We start from the raw sequence: 18,241 nt of genomic DNA, 5'->3' as shown, positions 1-18,241 counted from the left end.
TGGCTCGGAGCCGGCGCCGTTCGCAGGCTTGGATCCGTGACCACCACCATCCGCTCCGAGCCCGTCGACCAGCACGGCGACCTCGTGCACGCCGACGACGTCACGGCGCAGCTGTGCCTCGCGTTCGTGCGCCTCGAGCACGACATCGTCGGTCGCGGACTGCCGCTGACGGCGCTGCGCCGCCTCCGGGTGCACAACGCGTCGGCGGAACCCGCCGACGAGATCGTCGGCATCCTCGCCGAGCGGCTCGGCGACGCGACCCGCGTCCGGATCGAGGTCGTCGACGACGAGCGCGCCCGGCCCGCGGGCATGCTCGTGCGTCTCGAGGCGACGGTCGCCGCACCCGTACCGACCCATCACGAAGGAACCAGCATGAACCCGACCCTCACCGGCCTCGCCGCCCTGCGCGAGCTCGAGCACGTCCTCCTGCCCGGCGACGCCGGCTACGAGGAGGCCTGCCGTCCGTGGAACCTCGCCGTCGAGCAGCACCCGGCGGCGGTCGCCGTGCCGCGCACGGTCGACGAGGTCGTCGCGGCCGTTTCGGCCGCAGGCGCCGACGGACTGCGCATCGCGCCGCAGAGCACCGGCCACGCGGCATCCGCCCTCGTCGGCGCACCGTTCGACGAGGTGCTGCTGCTGCGCCTGCACGAGCTGACCGGCGTCGAGATCGACCCGGCCGCGCGCACGGCGCGCATCACGGGCGGCACCCTGTGGCAGGACGTCGTCGCGGCCGCGACCCCGCACGGGCTGACGGCGCTGCACGGCAGCGCCGGCGACGTCGCGGTGGCGGGCTACGTGCTCGGCGGCGGGCTGTCGTTCTACGGGCGGGAGCACGGGCTCGCCGCGTCGTCGGTGCGGGCGATCGAGCTCGTCACGGCCGACGGACAGCTGATCCGCGCGAGCGCCGACGAGCACGCGGCGCTGTTCTGGGCGCTGCGGGGCGGGGGCGGCGGCTTCGGCGTCGTCGTCGCGATCGAGCTCGAACTGCTGCCGATCGCCGACGTCGTCGCGGGGATGCTGCTGTGGGACCTCGCCGCAGCGCCGACGGTCGTCGCCGCCTGGACGGAGTGGTCGCGGACCGCACCCGAATCGGTCACCACGTCGCTGCGCCTCATGCGCTTCCCGCCGCTGCCCGAGCTGCCGCCCTTCCTCAGCGGTCGTGAGCTCGTCGTCATCGACGGCGCACTGCTCGAGGACGACGAGCGCGCGGCCGAGCTGCTCGCTCCGCTGCGGGCCCTCGCACCCGAGCTCGACACGTTCGCGCGCATCCCGGCCGCCGGCCTCCTCGCGGTGCACATGGACCCGCCAGCGCCGACGCCCGGCGTCTCCGCCCACGCGATGCTCGGCGACCTGCCGCCGGCGGCGATCGACGCGCTGCTCGCCGCAGCCGGGCCGGGCGTCGCCACGCCGCTCATGTTCGCCGAGCTGCGGCACCTCGGCGGTGCGCTCGCGCGCCCCGCCGACCAGGCGCTCTCGCACCTCGACGGCGCGTACGCGCTCTTCGCCGTCGCGCCCGCGTTCACCCCCGAGCTCGCCGCGCTCGGCGAGCGGGCGACCGCCGCGGTGGCCGACGCCCTCCGCCCCTGGTCGACCGATCGCGCCTTCCCGAACTTCGCCGAGCGCCCGGGTCGCGCCTCGGCGTTCTTCTCCCCCGGCGTTCACGAACGGCTCGTCCGCGTGCGCGACCTCTACGACCCGCGGCGGATGTGGGTCGCGTCGCACGAGGTCGAGCGCGACTGAGCGGCGCGAGCCCCGGGAACACGACAGGCCCGTCCGAAACCCGAAACCCGAAACCCGAGAGAAGGAACCTCCATGCGAACCATCCACCGGACGATCGTCGCGACGCTCATCGCCGCGGCGGCCGTCACCGTGCCGGCCCTGCCGGCGCAGGCCCACGACGGCGAGGACCACGACTCCACCGCCACGACGCCCGAGATGCGGCGCGTCGTCGCCGAGGTCCGCGCGGCGACCGCCCGCTTCCACGACGTCGACGCGGCGATCGCCGCGGGCTACGTGCCCGCGGGCGACTGCGCCGCGAGCCCCGACGGGGCGATGGGCTTCCACTACGTCAACCCCGATCTCGTGCGCCCCGGCGCCCCGGTCGACCCGGCCGCGCCGCCCATGCTCACCTACGGCCCGTCGCCGTCGGGCGACCTGCGCCTCTGGAGCGCCGAGTTCTTCGAGCCCGACGTGGGCCAGCCCGTGCCGATGCTCGGCTCGCAGCCGTTCGACGGCCCCATGCCCGGGCACGAGCCCGGCATGCCGACGCACTACGACCTGCACGTCTGGGTCGGCGCGCACAACCCCGCCGGCGTCTTCGCGGCGTTCAACCCTGCCGTGAACTGCTGACCGGCGGCTCGCCGCGCGCTCCGAGCCCGCTCCGCGTACGCGGGGCGGGCTCGATGCGCAACGGATCCCGCGCGCCTCAGCAGTGCGAGCCCTGCTCCTGCTCCGCACGGCCCGCCGGCTCGAGCTGGAAGGTCGAATGGGCGACGTCGAAGTGCTCGCTGAGGCATCCGCCCAGCTCGTCGAGGAGCGCGCCCGTGCGCCCGTCCTCGAAAACCTGCGGCTCGACCTCGACGTGGGCGGTGAAGACCGGCTGGCCCGACGTGATCTGCCAGACGTGGATGTCGTGCACCGCGACGACACCCGCGGTGCCGAGCAGGTGGTCGCGGATCTCGGCCACGTCGGTGTCGGCGGGGGCGCTCTCGCTGAGCACCCGCACGACGTCGCGCAGCAGCGAGAGCGCGCGTGGGACGATGAGGACCGCGATGCCGAGCGAGGCGATCGCGTCGGCGGCGTTCCAGCCGGTCAGCAGGATGACGATCGCCGCGATGATCACGAGCGCCGAGCCGATCGTGTCGCCGAGCACCTCGAGGTACGCGCCGCGCAGGTTGATGGAGTCCTTCGCGCCCCCGCGCAGCACGAGCATCGCCGCGATGTTCGCGGCCAGGCCGACGACGGCGATGACGAGCATCATGCCGCCCTGCACCTCGTGCGCCTCGCCCTCGGCGCCCGTGACGAGCCGCCCGATCGCGCCGATCGTGACGGTCACCGCGACGACGATGAGGATGACGCCGTTGACGAGCGCGCCGAACACCTCGGCGCGGCGGAAGCCGTAGGTCTGCCGGTCGGTCGCGGGGCGTGCGGCGACGAACGCCGCGACGAGCGCGACGACGAGGCCGATGAGGTCGCTCGTCATGTGCCCGGCGTCGGCGAGCAGCGCGAGCGATCCGCTCACGAGGCCGCCGACGACCTGCACGATCACGAACGCGCCGATGATCGCGATCGCGATCCACAGTCGAGTGCGGTTCGCCGTCGCGGCGTGGTCGTGGGAGTGATCGTGCGCCATGTCCCCTCCAGCGTAGGTCGGCCCGAGGGCCCTCCGGGGCCATTCGCCGCAATCAGGAATGAGTCGCGTTCTCATGGGCATGGCAGGCATCGGCACCGCCCGGGGGTCGCGGTGCGTGCCGCTCCCCCCCTAGGCTGCGGACCATGCCGTCGCGTCGAACGCTCGCCCTGCTCCTGACCGCCGGATGCCTCGTGGCCGCGCTGTCCGGATGCACGGGCGGCTCGGGCAGCGGCGAAGCCGGCGATGGATCGGCGCCGGCGACCGCCCCGGCGGACGCGCTGCCCGCATCGCCGACGGAGCGCTGCGGCGACACCGGCGTCGCGTCGACCGCGATGTGGCTCCCCGTCGGCGAGGCGCGGTTCGACGTCGGCGTCGCCGGCGAGGGCACGACGACCGCGATCCTCGCGCACCAGCGCACCCAGGACGAGTGCGGGTTCTGGCCGTACGCGTCGATGCTCGCCGAACAGGGCGTGCAGGTGCTGCTCGTGAACAACTGCGGCTACGGCGAGACCGAGTGCCCGTCGGGCGCGAATCACGTCGTCGACGACGGCGCCGAGGCGATCCTCGCCGCCGCGGCGTGGGCGCGCGAGCAGGGCGCAGAACGCGTCGTCGTCGTCGGGGCCTCGATGGGCGGAACGGCGGCGATCGTCGCCGGCGGGCGCGACGGCGCGGAGGGACTGCTCGACGGCGTCGCCGACCTGTCGGGGCCGATCTCGTTCCGCGGCTCCGACTCGATGGACGACGCGGCGGGGCTCACGGCTCAGCCCTTCCTCGCGGTCGCTCCCGACGACTCGACCGTGACGGTCGATGAGTTGCAGCAGCTGGCCGACGCGACCGCCTCGGACGACGTGACGATCGTCGACGACGGCGTCGGCCACGGCTGGGCGATGCTCACGACGGGCACGGCGTTCAACGCGTTCGCCGATCGGCTGACGGCGTTCGTCACCGGCTGAGGGCGCTGACGGCGTTCGTCACCGGCTGAGCGCGGCCGCCGTCCTCGAGACGCCGATCGCGCCCCGACGGTCGGCTACTCGGCCGAAGGCACGACCCGTGCCGCGACGCGCTCGAGCTCGGGGATGAGCACCTCGAAGGCGCGCGCCCGGTGGCTGATCGCGTTCTTCTGCTCGGGCAGCAGCTCGGCCGCCGTCACCTCGTGGCCCTCGGGTTCGAACACGGGGTCGTAGCCGAAGCCGTGCGAACCGCGCGGCTCGTAGGCGAGCGCCCCCGGCCACAACCCCTCGGCGACGAACTCCTCGCCGCCCTCGCCGCCGAGGAGCGCCGCCGGCACGACGACCGCGATCGTGCAGTGGAACGCCGCACCGCGGTTCGGCCGGCGCACGTCGCCGAGCTGCGCGAGCAGGAGGCGCACGTTCTCCTCGTCGCCCGCCCGCTGGCCCGCCCAGCGCGCCGAGAAGATGCCCGGCGCACCGCCCATGACGTCGACGGTGATGCCGGAATCGTCGGCGAGCGCGATGCGGCCGGTGTGCTCGGCCGCGGCCCGCGCCTTGATGAGCGCGTTCTCGGCGAAGCTCGTGCCGTCTTCGACGGGGGAAGGCCCGTCGTAGCCGAGCACCGTGAGTCCCGGCATCCGCTCGCCCAGGATGCGCTGGAACTCGGCGACCTTGTGCGCGTTGTGGGTGGCGAGCACGACCTCGAGTGCGGCCACGGTCACTCCCCCGCCGCCGCGGCGAGCGCGGCGCGCTGCAGCTCGGCGAGCGACGCGTTGCCGGCGAGCGCGAGGTCGAGCAGCGAATCGAGTTCGCGCCGGTCGAACGGGGCGCCCTCGGCGGTGCCCTGCACCTCGACGAAGAGCCCGCGCCCGGTTGCGACGACGTTCATGTCGGTCTCGGCGCGCACGTCCTCGACGTAGGCGAGGTCGAGCATGGGCGTGCCGTCGATGATGCCGACCGACACGGCCGAGACGGTGTCGATGAGCGGCGTCGACTTCTGGCCGATGAACTTCTTGCCGCGCGCCCACTCGATCGCGTCGGCGAGCGCGACGTAGGCGCCCGTGATCGCGGCGGTGCGGGTGCCGCCGTCGGCCTGCAGCACGTCGCAGTCGATGACGATCGTGTTCTCGCCGAGCGCCTTCGTGTCGATCACCGCGCGCAGGCTGCGGCCGATCAGGCGGCTGATCTCGTGGGTGCGACCGCCGATGCGGCCCTTCACGCTCTCGCGGTCGTTGCGCGTGTTCGTCGAGCGCGGCAGCATCGCGTACTCGGCCGTCACCCAACCGGTGCCCTTGCCCGTGAGCCAGCGGGGCACGCCGTTCGTGAAGCTCGCCGTGCAGAGCACCTTCGTGCCGCCGAACGAGATGAGCGCGCTGCCCTCGGCGTGGGCGCTCCAGCCGCGCTCGATGGTCACCTCGCGCAGCTGGTCGGCGGCGCGCCCGTCGGCGCGGACGATCGGGGTGGCGGATGCCTCGGTCATGCGTTGTTCTCCTGTCGAAGCCGGGCGCGGTCGGGAAGGGGGATGACGCCCGTCTGCACGAGCTCGACGCTCGGGATCTCGGGGGCGATCAGCCGGTGGGCGAGGTCGAGGAAGGCGCTCGTCGATGTGCCGGTCGCCTCGTAGCGGTAGGTCGGCGGGGTCGGGTCGCGGCGCTCCATGCCGGCCCCGACGAGCACGCGGTAGACGTCGTTCGCGGTCTCGACGTCGCTCGAGACGAGCGTGACGTCTTCTCCCATGACGTACGAGATGGCGCCCTTGAGGAACGGGTAGTGCGTGCAGCCGAGCACGAGCGTGTCGACGTCGGCGCGGCGCAGCGGCTCGAGGTACTCCTCGGCGACGGCGAGCAGTTCGTCGCCGGTCGTGACGCCGGACTCGACGAACTCGACGAACCGGGGGCACGCCTGCGAGAACAGCTCGAGGTGCGGAGCGGCGGCGAAGGCGTCGTCGTAGGCGCGCGACGAGACGGTGCCCTGGGTGCCGATGACGCCGACCCGGCCCGTCTTCGTCGTCGCGACCGCACGGCGCACCGCGGGCTGGATGACCTCGACGACCGGCACGTCGTAGCGTTCGCGCGCGTCGCGCAGCATCGCCGACGAGGCCGTGTTGCAGGCGATCACGAGCATCTTGACGCCCTGGGCGACGAGGTCGTCGAGCACGGCGAGCGCGTAGCCGCGCACGTCGGCGATCTTCTTCGGCCCGTAGGGCGAGTGCTCGAGGTCGCCGATGTAGAGGATCGACTCGTTCGGCAGCTGGTCCTTCACGGCGCGGGCGACGGTGAGGCCGCCGACCCCTGAGTCGAAGATCCCGATCGGTGCGTCCGTCACGAGGTTCAAGCTTAGGCGAGCGGACCGGTCGCGTACGCCTCGCGGATGGCTCGCGCCAGCCGCGTCGTCGCCGGGTGCCGCCAGGCTCGGTGCCATGCGAGGTGCACCTCGATCGGCGGGGCGTCCGAGAGCTCGGCGAACACGATGCCGGGGCGCGGGTACTGGTGGGCGGTGGCCGCGGCCGTGACGCCGATGACCTGGCCCGCCGCGATCAGGTCGAGCCAGTCCTCGAAGTCGGTCGTGTCGGTCATGCGCGGCGGCTCGAGCCCGGCGTCCGACCACAACGACGTGGTCGTGGTGCCCGTGTACCGGTCGACGGCGACGACGAACGGCACGAGGTCGGCGAGCGCGACGCTCGACCGATCGGCGAGCTCGTGGTCGACGGGCATGGCGACGAAGCGCCGTTCGTGTCCGACGACCTCGTCGACGAGGTCGGGAACCCGCACCTCGCCCCGGATGACGGCGAGGTCGACCCGGCCGTCGGCGAGGCCCGCGTCGCGGCGGTTGATGCGGCTCAGTCGCAGCGGCTCGTCGGGGTGGGCTCGGTTCCATCCGCGGAGCACCTCGGTCGTGTGCGCGCCGAGCGCCGCCCACGAGTAGCCGAGCCGCACGAGCGACCGCTCACCGCGCAGTTCGGCGATCGCGAGATCGAGCTCGGCGATCAGCCGGCGAGCGGTCCCGGCGAACGCGACGCCGGCACCCGTGGGTTCGACCCGGCGGGTCGTGCGGTGCACGAGCGGGGTTCCGAGCTCGTGCTCGAGGGCGGCGATCGACCGCGAGACCGCAGCCTGCGAGAGCCCGAGCCGCGCCGCGGCCGTCGTGAACGAGCGCTCCTCGTCGAGGGCGGCGAGCACGCGCAGGTGCCGGAACTCGATATCCATGCGTGAAGCGTATCAATGCACGCGGATTGCATTTCAGTTCATGATCAATGCGATCTAGCGTCGAAGCATGGAATCGACACGGGCCGCGAGCCTCGCCATGGTCGGCAGCGCGACCTCGGTCGCCGTCGGCGCAGCCGTCGGCGCGACCGTCTTCCCGGTCGTCGGACCGGCCGGCGTCGTCGCACTGCGCCAGGCGGTCGCCGCGATCGCGACGCTCGCCGTCGCGCGGCCCCGACTGCGCGCGATCGGCTGGCGACGGCTGCGGCCGGCCCTGCTGCTCGGCGCCGTGCTCGTCGTCATGAACCTCTCGCTCTACGCCTCGATCAGCCGGGTCGGTCTCGGACTCGCGGTCACCCTCGAGTTCCTCGGACCGCTCGCCGTCGCACTCGCGGGATCCCGCAGGCGGCTCGATCTCGCCTGCGCGCTCGGCGCGGGGCTCGGGGTCGTCCTGCTCACGGGCACGGTCACGGGCCTCGACCCGCTCGGCATCCTCCTCGGCTTCGTCGCCGCGGGCGCCTGGGCGGCCTACATCGTCATCGGCCAGCGCGCCGCCCTCGCCCTGCCCGGCCTCGCCGCGACCGCCGTCGCGAACTCGACCGCGGCGCTCGTCACCTCGCCGCTCCTCGTCGTCGCGCTCATCGGGATCGATCCGGCCGAGCTCCCACGCGTGCTCCTCGTGGGCGTCGCCGTCGGCCTGCTCTGCTCGGCCCTGCCGTACGCGATCGACATGTGGGCGCTGCGGCGCATCTCGAAGGCGCGGTTCGGCGTCCTGCAGAGCCTGCACCCGGCGGCCGCGACGCTCTTCGGCTTCCTCATCCTCGGGCAGACCCTCACCGGGTGGCAGCTTGCGGGCATCGCCCTCGTGATGCTGAGCGACATCGTCGCGACCGCGCGTCCCGCCGAGGCATCCCGGGCGGTCGAGCCGTTGCGGACGGCCGGTGCCCGCCCACGCCGACTCGCCGTTCGCGACGGCTCGGCGTGACCGCGGCGGGTGCGCGGCGCCTCCGGCTAGGCTCGGTGGGGTGACCGGCTCAGCTGCCCTCTTCACCGACCGCTACGAACTGACGATGGTCGACGCCGCCCTGCTCGACGGCACCGCCCATCGCGAGAGCCTCTTCGAGGCCTTCGCCAGGCGCCTGCCCGACGGGCGGCGCTACGGCGTCGTCGCCGGCACCGGGCGCCTGCTCGAGCTCATCCAGCGGTTCCGCTTCGACGACGCCGAGCTCGAGTGGCTGCGCGAGCACGAGGTCGTGCGCCCGGCGACCCTCGACTGGCTCGCCGACTACCGGTTCACGGGCGACATCTGGGGCTACCGCGAGGGCGAGGCGTACTTCCCCGGCTCGCCGCTGCTGACCATCCAGGCGTCCTTCGCCGAAGCCGTCATGCTCGAGACCGTCGTGCTCTCGACGCTCAACTACGACTCGTCGGTCGCGAGCGCCGCGGCCCGCATGGTCTCGGTCGCGCTCGGCCGGCCGATCGCCGAGATGGGTTCCCGTCGCACGAGCGAACGTGCGGCCATCGGCGCCGCTCGCGCCGCCTACATCGCCGGGTTCGACGCCACTTCGAACCTCGAGGCGGGGCGCACCTGGGGCATCCCCACGATGGGCACTGCCGCGCACGCCTTCACCCTGCTGCACGACACCGAGGAGAGTGCGTTCCGGGCCCAGGTCGAGGCGTTCGGCCCGAAGACGACGCTGCTCGTCGACACCTACGACATCCATCGGGGCGTCGAACTCGCGGTGCAGGTCGCCGGGCCCGAGCTCGGCGCCGTCCGCATCGACTCGGGCGACCTGCCCACGGTCGTCGCCGCCGTGCGAGAGCAGCTCGACGCGCTCGGCGCGGTCGACACGAGGATCACGGTCACGAGCGACCTCGACGAGTTCACCATCGCGGGGCTCTCGGGCGCGCCCGTCGACTCGTACGGCGTCGGCACCGCCGTCGTCACCGGTTCCGGATTCCCGGCCGCGGGGATGGTCTACAAGCTCGTCGCCCGCAAGGACGACGCCGGCGAGTGGGTGCCGGTCGCGAAGGCCTCGACCCAGAAGGCGAGCGTCGGCGGCCGCAAGAACGCCGCACGACGTCTCGACTCGACCCGCACCGCCCGCGAGGAGCTCGTCTTCGTCGGCGACGGGCCCGACGGCGAGGCCGAGTTCGAGGTCGGCGACCACCTGCGTCCGCTCATGGTGCAGCTCGTGGCCGGGGGCGAGGCGGACCCCGCCTTCCTCGGAGCCGCAGGCACGGCCGCGGCGCGGGCGCACCGCGCCGACGTCATGCAGGAACTCCCGATCGAGGCGTTCCGCCTCGGCCGCGGCGAGCCGGTGATCCCGACGAGCTACCGCTGAGTCGCCGCTACCCGCGCCGCATCTTCTCGTAGATCTCCTTGCAGGTCGGGCACACCGGGAACTTCTCGGGGTCGCGACCGGGCGTCCACTTCTTGCCGCAGAGCGCCTTGACCGGCTTCCCGGTCAAGGCGGACTCGAGGATCTTGTCCTTCTGCACGTAGTGCGAGAAGCGCTCGTGATCGCCCGGCTCGATGGCCTCGTCTTCGAGGAGCTTCTCGAGTTCGCGGTCGAGGACGTCGGTGCCGCCGCCGGGCTGGCCGGGGTCGGCGATGCTGGCGCGCACGCTGTGGATCATGACGACGAGTCTACGCGCGGCCGGAGCGACCGCGCCCGACGGTTGCGACGATCCCTCGGGCGACGACGCTCGCACACGATCAGGCGCGGATCGCGGCGGCGAGCGTCTCGGGCCCGCGAAGGTCGAACACCCGACCGCCCCACCAGACGCCGAGCACGAGCACGGCGACGCCGAGTCCGACGCCCGCGGCGAACGAGGCCGCGTGCCACGCCGGGTCGACGAGCACGCCCATCGCGCCGAAGACGAGCGCGGGCGCCGCGACCAGGATCGAGGCGAGCATCGTGAGCGACTGCACGAGCGCCGTGAGTCCGCCGGTCGACTGCGGCTGCTGGAACGGGCTGTCGCCGGGCTTGACCGCGGGGTACGGGAACCGTGCCGAGGCGACGGACCCGACGCCGAGGCCCGCGAGCAGCAGCGCGGTGCTCACGCCGAGCAGCGAGGGCAGCAGGCGCCAGTCGTCGAGTGCGAACACCGTGACCGCGCTGCCGAGGCCGATGACGAGCACGCCGGCGAGCAGCACCGGCACGAGCCGGCCGAACCGGTCGGAGACGCCGCGAACGCCCGAGACCACGTGCAGCCAGATCGCCGTGGAGTCGTAGGCGGTGTCGTTGTGCAGGCTCCACCCGAGGAAGAGGCACATGAGCGGCACCGGGATGAGGCCGAGGTACTGCGTCGGCACGCCGGCGACGCCGAGCGGCACCATGACGAGCACCGGCACGATCGGGATCATCACGACCGACACCCAGTACCGGGCGTCGCGGAACCAGTACGTGAAACTGCGCGCCGCCACCGCGCCGGTGGCGCCGTGCGGCAGGCGATCGAACCAGCCGAGCCCGCGGTAGCTCCTGGCGGAGGCCTCGCGCCCCGGGGTCACGAGCATCTTCGCGACGAGCGACTGCCAGGCGAGCCAGATCGCACCGAGCGTCGCGACGGCGATGATGAGTTCGAGGACGGCCGGACCCCAAGCGCCCGACGCCGCGTCGCCCGGCACGGCGAACACCGCGCCGAACGGCGTCCACGCGAGCACGCCGCCGAGGGCGTCGAGGATCGTCCGCCCGGAGTTCGCCCAGTCGAGCGTCGCGATCACGACGATGATCGGCGACAGCATGACGATCAACAGGAGGCCGATGACCCCGAGCAGTTCGCGGGCGCGGCGGGTGGACAGCAGGAACGACGCGAGCGCGGTCGTCACGCGGGCGAGCAGCAGGCAGGTCGCGAACGCGAGCGCCGCCGAGATGAGCGCGAGGAACGTCTCCGCGATGCCGCGCGACCAGGTGACGACGGTGCCGAGGAGCACGATGCCGAGCACGAGCGCCGGGATGCCGATGAGGCCGGCGACCGCGAGGCTCAGTGCGAGGGTGCGGTCGGGCAGGCCGAACAGCGCGAACTTCCGCGGGTCCATGGTGTCGTCGGTGCCGAACACGAGCGGGAAGACGATGAATCCGAGCATCGTCGCCGAGCCGGCCACGACGAGCACGTCGCGGATCCACTCGACGTCGCCGACGACGCGGAGTGCGACGAGGGCGAGGAAGAGCAGGAGCGCGAGGCCGAGCCCGTAGACGAGCCCGACGACGATGCCGACGACCTGCCAGGTGCTCCGTCTGAAGATGTTCGCCAGCAGGCGCAGTTTCAGTCCGAGAAACTGTGCAACCATTCCATGCCTTCCGCAGCCTTGCGCCCGCCCGCGAGCTCGACGAATCGATCTTCGAGGGTCTGGCCGGCGCGCACCTCGTCGAGGGTGCCGGCCGCGAGCACTCGGCCGGCGACGATGATCGCGGCCGAGTCGCAGACGCGCTCGATCAGGTCCATGCCGTGGCTCGAGAGGACGACGGTGCCGCCGCCGGCGACGTACCGCTCGAGGATCTCGGTCAGGTTGGCCGCCGAGACGGGATCGACCGACTCGAACGGCTCGTCGAGCACGAGCAGCCGCGGCGAGTGGATGAGCGCGCACGCGAGCGCGATCTTCTTCGTCATGCCGGCCGAGTAGTCGGCGACGAGGCGGTCGACCGCGTCGTCGAGCCCGAAGGCGGTGATGAGGTCGGCGCTGCGCTCGCGCACCGTGCGGTTGTCGAGGCCGCGCAGCACGCCCGAGTAGTAGAGGAGCTGGCTGCCGGTGAGCCGGTCGAAGAGGCGAAGCCGGTCGGGCAGCACGCCGGTCACGCGCTTGGCGGCCCGCGGGTCGGCCCAGGCGTCGATGCCGTGGATGCTGACCGTGCCCGTGTCGGGCCGCAGGAGGCCCGTCACCATCGAGAGCGTGGTGGTCTTGCCCGCGCCGTTCGGCCCGACGATGCCGTAGAACGACCCCGCCCGCACCGAGAGGCTGATGCCGTCGACCGCGGTGTTGTCGCCGAAGCGCTTCACGAGGCCGGTGACCTCGAGCACGCGGGGCGCGTCGGCCGGCGGCGCCGGCCGTGCGACGCGCAGGGTGCGCTTCTTCCGCGGGGCGGGCGTCTTCTTGGCGGGGATCACCGTGACCGTCTGGGCGGCGATCAGCGGGGCGGATGCCTCGGCGAGCGGCGGGTCGTCGACCGAGGACTCGGCGGGCGAATCGGAGGCCTCGGAAACGGACGCCTCGGGCGCGACGGGGTCGGTCGCGAGCACCTCGGTCGCCGCGGTGCTCGACGCGAGCGCCGCCGCACCGCTCTTGCGCTCGGTGGTCGCCTCGAGGTCGAAATCGTCGTCGGCCGGGGCATCGACTGCTGGGACGGCGGCGCTCGCGGGCTCGGCGGTCTTGCGCGGGCTGCGTTCGGCGGCGGTCGTCTCGGTCGTGAGGGATGCGGCGACCCGTTGCGACTGGCGGTGCGCCGACGCCGAGGCCGCGGCACGCGTACGCGCCTCGGCGGTGCTCGCGGCGGTCGACGCCCGGGCGGCGCCCGTCGTCCGCGCGGCCGCGCTGCGGGCCGAGCTCGCCGACGACGAGGCGGCGCGCGACGCACCGCTCCGCTTGGAGTCCTGCGGCTCGGCGGACGCCTTCGACTCGGCCTCGGCCGCCGCTGCGGCGGCCGCCTTGTTCGCCTTGCGCGTCGCGGCCGCCTTCTTCGCGGCTGCGGAGCGAGCCGCCGACCGCTCGGCCGGGGTCATCGACTTCGCCTTCGACTTCGATGCACTCGCCCGCTTCGGGCTCGACGGCGCAGCGCTCGACGAGTCGGCACCCGTCGATCGGGCGCCCTGCTCGCGGCCGCCGACCGAACCGGTCTCGGCACCGCGTTGCTCGGATGCCCCCGCACCGGTGCCTTCGGCAGCTTCGTCGTCGTGCTCGGAACGCGAAACGGAAGTCACCAAGCCAACCTACCAATGACCACCCGTCGAACGCTCCTCCCCCGCTCGCGGCGGCGCTTTCTGTGCATCACCTGTGCGTCGTATCACGATCCGACTACGACCGCCCGCCTCGATTGGCCGGGCTGAGCGCCCCGCCGATAGTCTGGGAGGACGGCATAACGGCGTGTCCATATGTGAACTTCCGGATGAACTCCGGGCGAACACCTCGCTTCGAGGTGCGCCCGGCGGGGGCATCCGACCACCGAAGGAGATGCAGTGACCACCCAGATCGTGATTCTCGCGGCCGGCATGGGGAGCCGGCTCGGGCGATCCCTCCCGAAGCCGCTCACCGAGCTCAGCGACGGCCGAACGATCATGCGCCAGCAGTTCGACAACGTCGAGCACGCGTTCGGCGGCACCGCCGACGTGACGATCGTCGTCGGCTACAAGCTCGAGCACATCATCGAGGCCTTCCCGCAGGCGTCCTTCGTGTACAACGAGGAGTACGACCAGACGAACACCTCGAAGTCGCTCATGCGCGCCCTCGCGGCGTCGCAGCCCGGCGGCGTGCTGTGGATGAACGGCGACGTCGTCTTCGACCCGGCGATCCTCGACCGGGCGCTCCCCCTCATCGCGCGCGACCAGTCGTTCGTCACGGTGAACACGGCGAAGGTCTCCGACGAAGAGGTCAAGTACACGACGAGCGCCGAGGGCTACATCAAGGAGCTCTCGAAGACCGTCAAGGGCGGTCTCGGCGAGGCCGTCGGCATCAACTACATCTCGAGCCGCGACAAGGCCACCTTCCTCGCGCACCTGCAGCGGGTCGGCGACCAGGACTACTTCGAGCGCGGCCTCGAGCTCGCGATCGAGCACAACGGCCTGCTCGTCGAGCCGATGGACGTCTCCGACCTCTACGCGGTCGAGATCGACTTCGCGGAAGACCTGGAGCGCGCGAACCACTTCGTGTGACCTGCAGCACACAGCACAACAGCGAAGAGCGGATGCCCGAGGCATCCGCTCTTCGTCGTTCACGGCCGCTCAGGTGAGCGTGCGCGCGACGCCCGCCCGCGACAGCGAGCGCGCGATGACCCGGCCGAGCCAGGTGAACACGACCGGGCTGAGTGCGAACATCGCGAGGTAGAGCACCCAGAACCAGGGCGCGTAGTGCTCGGGCCCCAGCGCGATGAACGTGCCCACCGCGAGCACGAGGCCCGAGCCGCCCGCGGCGGCGTAGAAGAGCCACGGCGACCACGTGCGGTAGCGGGTGACGAAGAACGGAAGCTCGAGCAGGGCGCCGACGAGGAGGCCCGTCATGAGGAAGCGCCAGATCCACTGGGGGGCGAACGCGGCGCCGACGAGCCCGGCGATGAACCCCGTGAGGATGCCGACGCCGGGGCGCTTCAGGAGTGCGAGGGCGACGGCACTGGGCAGGAAGTGCGATCCGATCGTGATGCCGTAGAGCATGGGCGCGATGCCCGCGACGAGGCCGGCGAAGTAGCCGGCGCCTGCGGCGAAGAGGCCGCCGCCGACGCCGATCGCGGCGCAGCTCAGGATGACGCGGGTGCTGGTGCGGTGCACGGGTGCACGACTCCTCTCGACCGGGCTCGGCACGTCGCCACCCGTCGGCATCAAATCTACCCCGAGGCTCCCTCTACGATGAGATGCGTGACGAGCACCGCACCGGTCGCCTACGGCGACGCCCATCCGCTGCAGCGGACCCCGTGGGCGAGGTACCGGCACGCGCTCTGGCTGCTGACGACGCGCGACCTGAAGGTGCGCTACTCGACCTCGGTGCTCGGCTACGTGTGGTCGGTGCTCGACCCGCTGCTCATGGCGGGCATCTACTACTTCGTGTTCACGGTCGTGTTCCAGCGGCTCACCGGCACCGAGCCGTACATCGTGTTCCTGCTGTCCGCGCTCCTTCCGTGGATGTGGTTCAACGGCGCCGTCTCGGATTCGACGCGCGCATTCCTGAAGGACGCGAAGCTCGTGCGCTCGACGATGATCCCGCGCACGATCTGGGTGAACCGGATCGTGCTCGCGAAGGGCATCGAGTTCGTGTTCGCGATCCCGGTGCTCGTGCTCTTCGCGGTCGTGTTCCAGGCCTCGGCGTCATGGCAACTCGTGCTGTTCCCGCTCGCGATCGCGCTGCAGGCGCTGCTCACCGTCGCGGTGTGCCTCATCGTCGCGCCGCTCGTCGTCTTCTTCCGCGACCTCGAGCGGGCGGTGAAGCTCGTCCTGCGCTTCCTCTTCTACGCCTCCCCCATCGTCTACGGCGTCTCGAACCTGCCGCCCGACCTGCGCCCGTGGGCGGCGTTCAACCCGCTGACCGGCATCTTCAGCCTGTACCGTGCGGGGTTCTTCCCGGGCGAGCTCGACTGGTTCGCCGTCGCGGTGTCGGCCGGCATGTCGCTCGCGCTGCTCGCGCTCGGGCTCTGGGTGTTCCGTTCGTGCGAGCGAAGCGTGCTGAAGGAGATCTGATGACGGAAGCCACCACCGCCGTCTCCTCCGGCTCGTCCGCGGCGCGGCAGCCGACGGCGATCCGCACCGACGGCCTCGGCATCCGGTTCCGCCGCAACCGGCGCGGCCGGCGCTCGTTCAAGGACCTGTTCGCGGGCAAGCGCCGTCGCACGCGGCCCGGCGAGTTCTGGGCGTTGCGCGACGTCTCGATCGAGGTGCGGCCCGGCGAGGCGATCGGCGTCGTCGGCCGCAACGGCCAGGGCAAGTCGACCCTGCTGAAGCTCGTGGCCGGGGTCATGCTGCCCGACGAGGGCACGGTGGAGATCACGGGCGGCGTCGCGCCGCTCATCGAGATCACCGGCGGGTTCGTCGGCGATCTCACCGTGCGCGACAACGTCTACCTCACCGCCGGACTCCACGGCATGACGCGGGCGCAGATCGACGCCAAGTTCGACGAGGTCATCGACTTCGCCGAGATCGGCGACTTCCTCGACACGCCCTACAAGCACCTCTCGAGCGGCATGAAGGTGCGCATCGCGTTCGCCGTCATCTCCCAGCTCGAGGAGCCGATCCTGCTCGTCGACGAGGTGCTCGCCGTCGGCGACGCGGCGTTCCGCGAGAAGTGCTACCGGCGGATCGACGAACTGCTCGCCGGCGGACGCACCCTGTTCTTCGTCTCGCACAACGAGCGCGACCTGCGCCGGTTCTGCACGCGCGGCCTCTACCTCGACAAGGGGCGGCTCGCACTCGACGCCCCCATCGACGAGGTGCTCGCGCGCTACAACGGCGACTACGGCACGAAGAAGTAGCGCGGGCGGCACTCGCGGCGACATCCGCCCGCGGAGCGCGCGCGTTCGCGACGAGTGAGCGCCGCGAACCGCGCTCGTTCGTCGCGACGACGCTCACTCACCGGTGATCAGGCGAGCGCGTCGCGCTCGATGATCGCGCGGATCGCGGCCGCGTCGTTCTCCGCCTCGGTGACGACCTGCGGCGCCTCGAGCAGTTCGCGCAGGTGCGCGGGCACCTCGGGGGCGCGACCGATCGCCTCCTCGACGATCTCGGGGAACTTCGCCGGCTTCGCCGTCTCGAGCACGAGCATCGGGATGCCTCGATCGAGGTGGCGACGGGCGACGGCGAGCCCGTCGGCCGTGTGCGGGTCGACGACGACGCCGTAGCGCTCGTGCGTCTCGCGGATGGCGGCGACCCGGTCGGCATGGGTGCTCGAACCGCTGACGAAGCCGAACTCGTCGGCGAAGCGGCCGCGCTCGGCGGAGAGATCGAGGAACCCGTCGCGCTCGAGGCCCGCCCACGCCTCGCGGAGGCGCTCGGGGTCGCGACCGAGCACCTCGAAGACGAAGCGCTCGAAGTTCGAGGCTCGCGAGATGTCCATCGACGGGCTCGACGTCGCGAGCGCCTCCTCCCCCGCACGAGGCCGGTAGACGCCGGTCCGGAAGAACTCGTCGAGCACGTTGTTCTCGTTCGTCGCGAGGACGAGCCGGCGGATGGGCACGCCCATGCGACGCGCCAGGTGGCCCGAGAAGATGTTGCCGAAGTTGCCCGAGGGCACCGTGACGTCGATCCGCCGGGCGGCGCGCTCGTCGACCGGCAGCGCATCGGTGACCCGCAGCCAGGCCCACACGTAGTAGACGATCTGCGCGCACACCCGCGCGAAGTTGATCGAGTTGACCGCACCGATGCGGTACCGCCGCTTGAAGTCCGCGTCGCCCGCGATCTGCTTCACGAGGTGCTGGCAGTCGTCGAAGTCGCCGGCGACGGCGATGTTGTGGATGTTCGGGTCGGTGAGCGAGTACATCTGCGCGCGCTGGAATCGGCTCATGCGCCCCTGCGGGGAGAGCATGAAGACGGCGATGCCGCGCTTGCCGCGAAGCGCGTACTCGGCGGCGGAGCCGGTGTCGCCCGACGTCGCCCCGAGGATGTTGAGGGTCGCCCCGTCGTGGGCGAGCGCGTACTCGAGGGCCTGGCCGAGGAACTGCATCGCCATGTCCTTGAAGGCGAGCGTCGGCCCCTCGCTCAACCCGACGAGCGCGAGCTCGTCGTCGAGGCGCCGGATCGGCACGATCTCGTCGCCGCCGAACACCGCCGGGTCGTACGCGGCACGGCAGAGCCGCTCGAGGTCCTCGCGCGGAACGCCCTCGGCGTAGCGGCCGATGACCTCGATCGCGAGGCCGGCGTAGTCGAGCCCCCGCCAGGCCTCGAGCTCGGCCGCCGACACCGCCGGAACCGTCTCGGGGACCACGAGCCCGCCGTCGGGCGCGAGGCCCTCGACCAGGATCTCGGCGAACGGCGACGGCTGCATGCCGCCTCGGGTCGAGACGTACTTCACGGCGCTCCTCTGGAGATCGTGCGGGGGTGAGCTT

Annotated in this window: 18 protein-coding genes; 8 read left to right on the top strand and 10 right to left on the bottom strand. The window is 72.2% G+C overall.

The features are described from left to right. The first annotated feature begins 36 nt into the window (after window positions 1–36). Complete coding sequence (locus AC3RJ7_RS05470) at window positions 37–1,740, top strand: FAD-binding oxidoreductase (protein WP_491454801.1); 1,704 nt, start codon at window positions 37–39, stop codon at window positions 1,738–1,740. Between the two features lie 72 nt (window positions 1,741–1,812). Continuing rightward, complete coding sequence (locus AC3RJ7_RS05465) at window positions 1,813–2,349, top strand: hypothetical protein (RefSeq protein ID WP_491454800.1); 537 nt, start codon at window positions 1,813–1,815, stop codon at window positions 2,347–2,349. Between the two features lie 76 nt (window positions 2,350–2,425). Here AC3RJ7_RS05465 and AC3RJ7_RS05460 read toward each other — a convergent pair whose 3' ends face one another. Further along, window positions 2,426–3,352 carry a cation diffusion facilitator family transporter gene (locus tag AC3RJ7_RS05460; RefSeq protein ID WP_491454799.1) on the bottom strand — a complete coding sequence of 309 codons (927 nt, stop codon included), beginning with the start codon at window positions 3,350–3,352 and terminating at the stop codon, window positions 2,426–2,428. A 143-nt stretch (window positions 3,353–3,495) separates the two neighbouring features. Here AC3RJ7_RS05460 and AC3RJ7_RS05455 point away from each other — a divergent pair, with 143 nt between their 5' ends. After that, complete coding sequence (locus AC3RJ7_RS05455; protein ID WP_491454798.1) at window positions 3,496–4,305, top strand: alpha/beta hydrolase family protein; 810 nt, start codon at window positions 3,496–3,498, stop codon at window positions 4,303–4,305. A gap of 74 nt (window positions 4,306–4,379) precedes the next feature. Here AC3RJ7_RS05455 and rdgB read toward each other — a convergent pair whose 3' ends face one another. The 4 genes from rdgB to AC3RJ7_RS05435 are packed head-to-tail and all read right to left on the bottom strand — an operon-like array spanning window position 4,380 to window position 7,508. After that, window positions 4,380–5,018, bottom strand: a complete 639-nt coding sequence (gene rdgB / locus AC3RJ7_RS05450; RefSeq protein ID WP_491454797.1) for an RdgB/HAM1 family non-canonical purine NTP pyrophosphatase — start codon at window positions 5,016–5,018, stop codon at window positions 4,380–4,382. A 2-nt stretch (window positions 5,019–5,020) separates the two neighbouring features. Then, window positions 5,021–5,782 carry a ribonuclease PH gene (rph, locus tag AC3RJ7_RS05445; protein ID WP_491454796.1) on the bottom strand — a complete coding sequence of 254 codons (762 nt, stop codon included), beginning with the start codon at window positions 5,780–5,782 and terminating at the stop codon, window positions 5,021–5,023. Beyond that, on the bottom strand, window positions 5,779–6,627 hold the full coding sequence (murI, locus tag AC3RJ7_RS05440) for a glutamate racemase (RefSeq protein WP_491454795.1): 849 nt from the start codon (window positions 6,625–6,627) through the stop codon (window positions 5,779–5,781). The genes rph and murI overlap by 4 nt, the downstream gene beginning before the upstream one ends. An 11-nt stretch (window positions 6,628–6,638) precedes the next feature. After that, on the bottom strand, window positions 6,639–7,508 hold the full coding sequence (locus AC3RJ7_RS05435; RefSeq protein ID WP_491454794.1) for a LysR family transcriptional regulator: 870 nt from the start codon (window positions 7,506–7,508) through the stop codon (window positions 6,639–6,641). 67 nt (window positions 7,509–7,575) lie between these two features. Here AC3RJ7_RS05435 and AC3RJ7_RS05430 point away from each other — a divergent pair, with 67 nt between their 5' ends. Beyond that, window positions 7,576–8,490 carry an EamA family transporter gene (locus tag AC3RJ7_RS05430; RefSeq protein WP_491454793.1) on the top strand — a complete coding sequence of 305 codons (915 nt, stop codon included), beginning with the start codon at window positions 7,576–7,578 and terminating at the stop codon, window positions 8,488–8,490. An 85-nt stretch (window positions 8,491–8,575) separates the two neighbouring features. After that, complete coding sequence (locus AC3RJ7_RS05425; protein WP_491455235.1) at window positions 8,576–9,850, top strand: nicotinate phosphoribosyltransferase; 1,275 nt, start codon at window positions 8,576–8,578, stop codon at window positions 9,848–9,850. 7 nt (window positions 9,851–9,857) lie between these two features. On the opposite strand, the gene AC3RJ7_RS05420 is transcribed toward AC3RJ7_RS05425, so the two are convergent. The 3 genes from AC3RJ7_RS05420 to AC3RJ7_RS05410 form a co-directional block, all read right to left on the bottom strand. Next, window positions 9,858–10,145, bottom strand: coding sequence for a DUF3039 domain-containing protein (locus tag AC3RJ7_RS05420; RefSeq protein ID WP_491454792.1), 288 nt, complete (start codon window positions 10,143–10,145; stop codon window positions 9,858–9,860). A 79-nt stretch (window positions 10,146–10,224) separates the two neighbouring features. Further along, window positions 10,225–11,799 carry a hypothetical protein gene (locus tag AC3RJ7_RS05415; RefSeq protein WP_491454791.1) on the bottom strand — a complete coding sequence of 525 codons (1,575 nt, stop codon included), beginning with the start codon at window positions 11,797–11,799 and terminating at the stop codon, window positions 10,225–10,227. Then, window positions 11,775–12,527: an ABC transporter ATP-binding protein gene (locus AC3RJ7_RS05410; protein ID WP_491455234.1), complete on the bottom strand. Its 753-nt coding sequence runs from the start codon at window positions 12,525–12,527 to the stop codon at window positions 11,775–11,777. Before AC3RJ7_RS05410 ends, AC3RJ7_RS05415 begins: the two co-directional genes overlap by 25 nt. A gap of 1,152 nt (window positions 12,528–13,679) precedes the next feature. Here AC3RJ7_RS05410 and AC3RJ7_RS05405 point away from each other — a divergent pair. Continuing rightward, entirely contained in the window at window positions 13,680–14,372 is a 693-nt protein-coding gene (locus AC3RJ7_RS05405; RefSeq protein ID WP_491454790.1) for a phosphocholine cytidylyltransferase family protein, read from the top strand. A gap of 69 nt (window positions 14,373–14,441) precedes the next feature. Here the strand turns inward: AC3RJ7_RS05405 and AC3RJ7_RS05400 are convergent, their stop codons facing one another. Continuing rightward, window positions 14,442–14,981, bottom strand: a complete 540-nt coding sequence (locus AC3RJ7_RS05400; RefSeq protein ID WP_491454789.1) for an ECF transporter S component — start codon at window positions 14,979–14,981, stop codon at window positions 14,442–14,444. An 87-nt stretch (window positions 14,982–15,068) separates the two neighbouring features. On the opposite strand from AC3RJ7_RS05400, the gene AC3RJ7_RS05395 reads away from it, so the two are divergent. Both AC3RJ7_RS05395 and AC3RJ7_RS05390 read left to right on the top strand, forming a co-directional pair. Further along, window positions 15,069–15,884, top strand: a complete 816-nt coding sequence (locus AC3RJ7_RS05395; protein WP_491454788.1) for an ABC transporter permease — start codon at window positions 15,069–15,071, stop codon at window positions 15,882–15,884. Next, complete coding sequence (locus AC3RJ7_RS05390; protein WP_491454787.1) at window positions 15,884–16,672, top strand: ABC transporter ATP-binding protein; 789 nt, start codon at window positions 15,884–15,886, stop codon at window positions 16,670–16,672. The genes AC3RJ7_RS05395 and AC3RJ7_RS05390 overlap by 1 nt, the downstream gene beginning before the upstream one ends. 107 nt (window positions 16,673–16,779) lie before the next feature. On the opposite strand, the gene thrC is transcribed toward AC3RJ7_RS05390, so the two are convergent. Beyond that, window positions 16,780–18,207, bottom strand: coding sequence for a threonine synthase (gene thrC, locus AC3RJ7_RS05385; protein WP_491454786.1), 1,428 nt, complete (start codon window positions 18,205–18,207; stop codon window positions 16,780–16,782). Window positions 18,208–18,241: the final 34 nt, after the last annotated feature.

The organism is Agromyces solani (assembly GCF_058349925.1).
This window is presented reverse-complemented; position numbering and strand designations above follow the sequence as displayed.

Coding starts and splice junctions, on each gene's coding strand:
- AC3RJ7_RS05455 (WP_491454798.1), top strand. CDS start 3,496: ATGCCGTCGCGTCGAACGCTCGCCCTGCTCCTGACCGCCGGATGCCTC.
- AC3RJ7_RS05415 (WP_491454791.1), bottom strand. CDS start 11,799: ATGGTTGCACAGTTTCTCGGACTGAAACTGCGCCTGCTGGCGAACATC.
- AC3RJ7_RS05425 (WP_491455235.1), top strand. CDS start 8,576: ATGGTCGACGCCGCCCTGCTCGACGGCACCGCCCATCGCGAGAGCCTC.
- AC3RJ7_RS05430 (WP_491454793.1), top strand. CDS start 7,576: ATGGAATCGACACGGGCCGCGAGCCTCGCCATGGTCGGCAGCGCGACC.
- AC3RJ7_RS05435 (WP_491454794.1), bottom strand. CDS start 7,508: ATGGATATCGAGTTCCGGCACCTGCGCGTGCTCGCCGCCCTCGACGAG.
- AC3RJ7_RS05390 (WP_491454787.1), top strand. CDS start 15,884: ATGACGGAAGCCACCACCGCCGTCTCCTCCGGCTCGTCCGCGGCGCGG.
- AC3RJ7_RS05465 (WP_491454800.1), top strand. CDS start 1,813: ATGCGAACCATCCACCGGACGATCGTCGCGACGCTCATCGCCGCGGCG.
- rph (WP_491454796.1), bottom strand. CDS start 5,782: ATGACCGAGGCATCCGCCACCCCGATCGTCCGCGCCGACGGGCGCGCC.
- AC3RJ7_RS05420 (WP_491454792.1), bottom strand. CDS start 10,145: ATGATCCACAGCGTGCGCGCCAGCATCGCCGACCCCGGCCAGCCCGGC.
- AC3RJ7_RS05460 (WP_491454799.1), bottom strand. CDS start 3,352: ATGGCGCACGATCACTCCCACGACCACGCCGCGACGGCGAACCGCACT.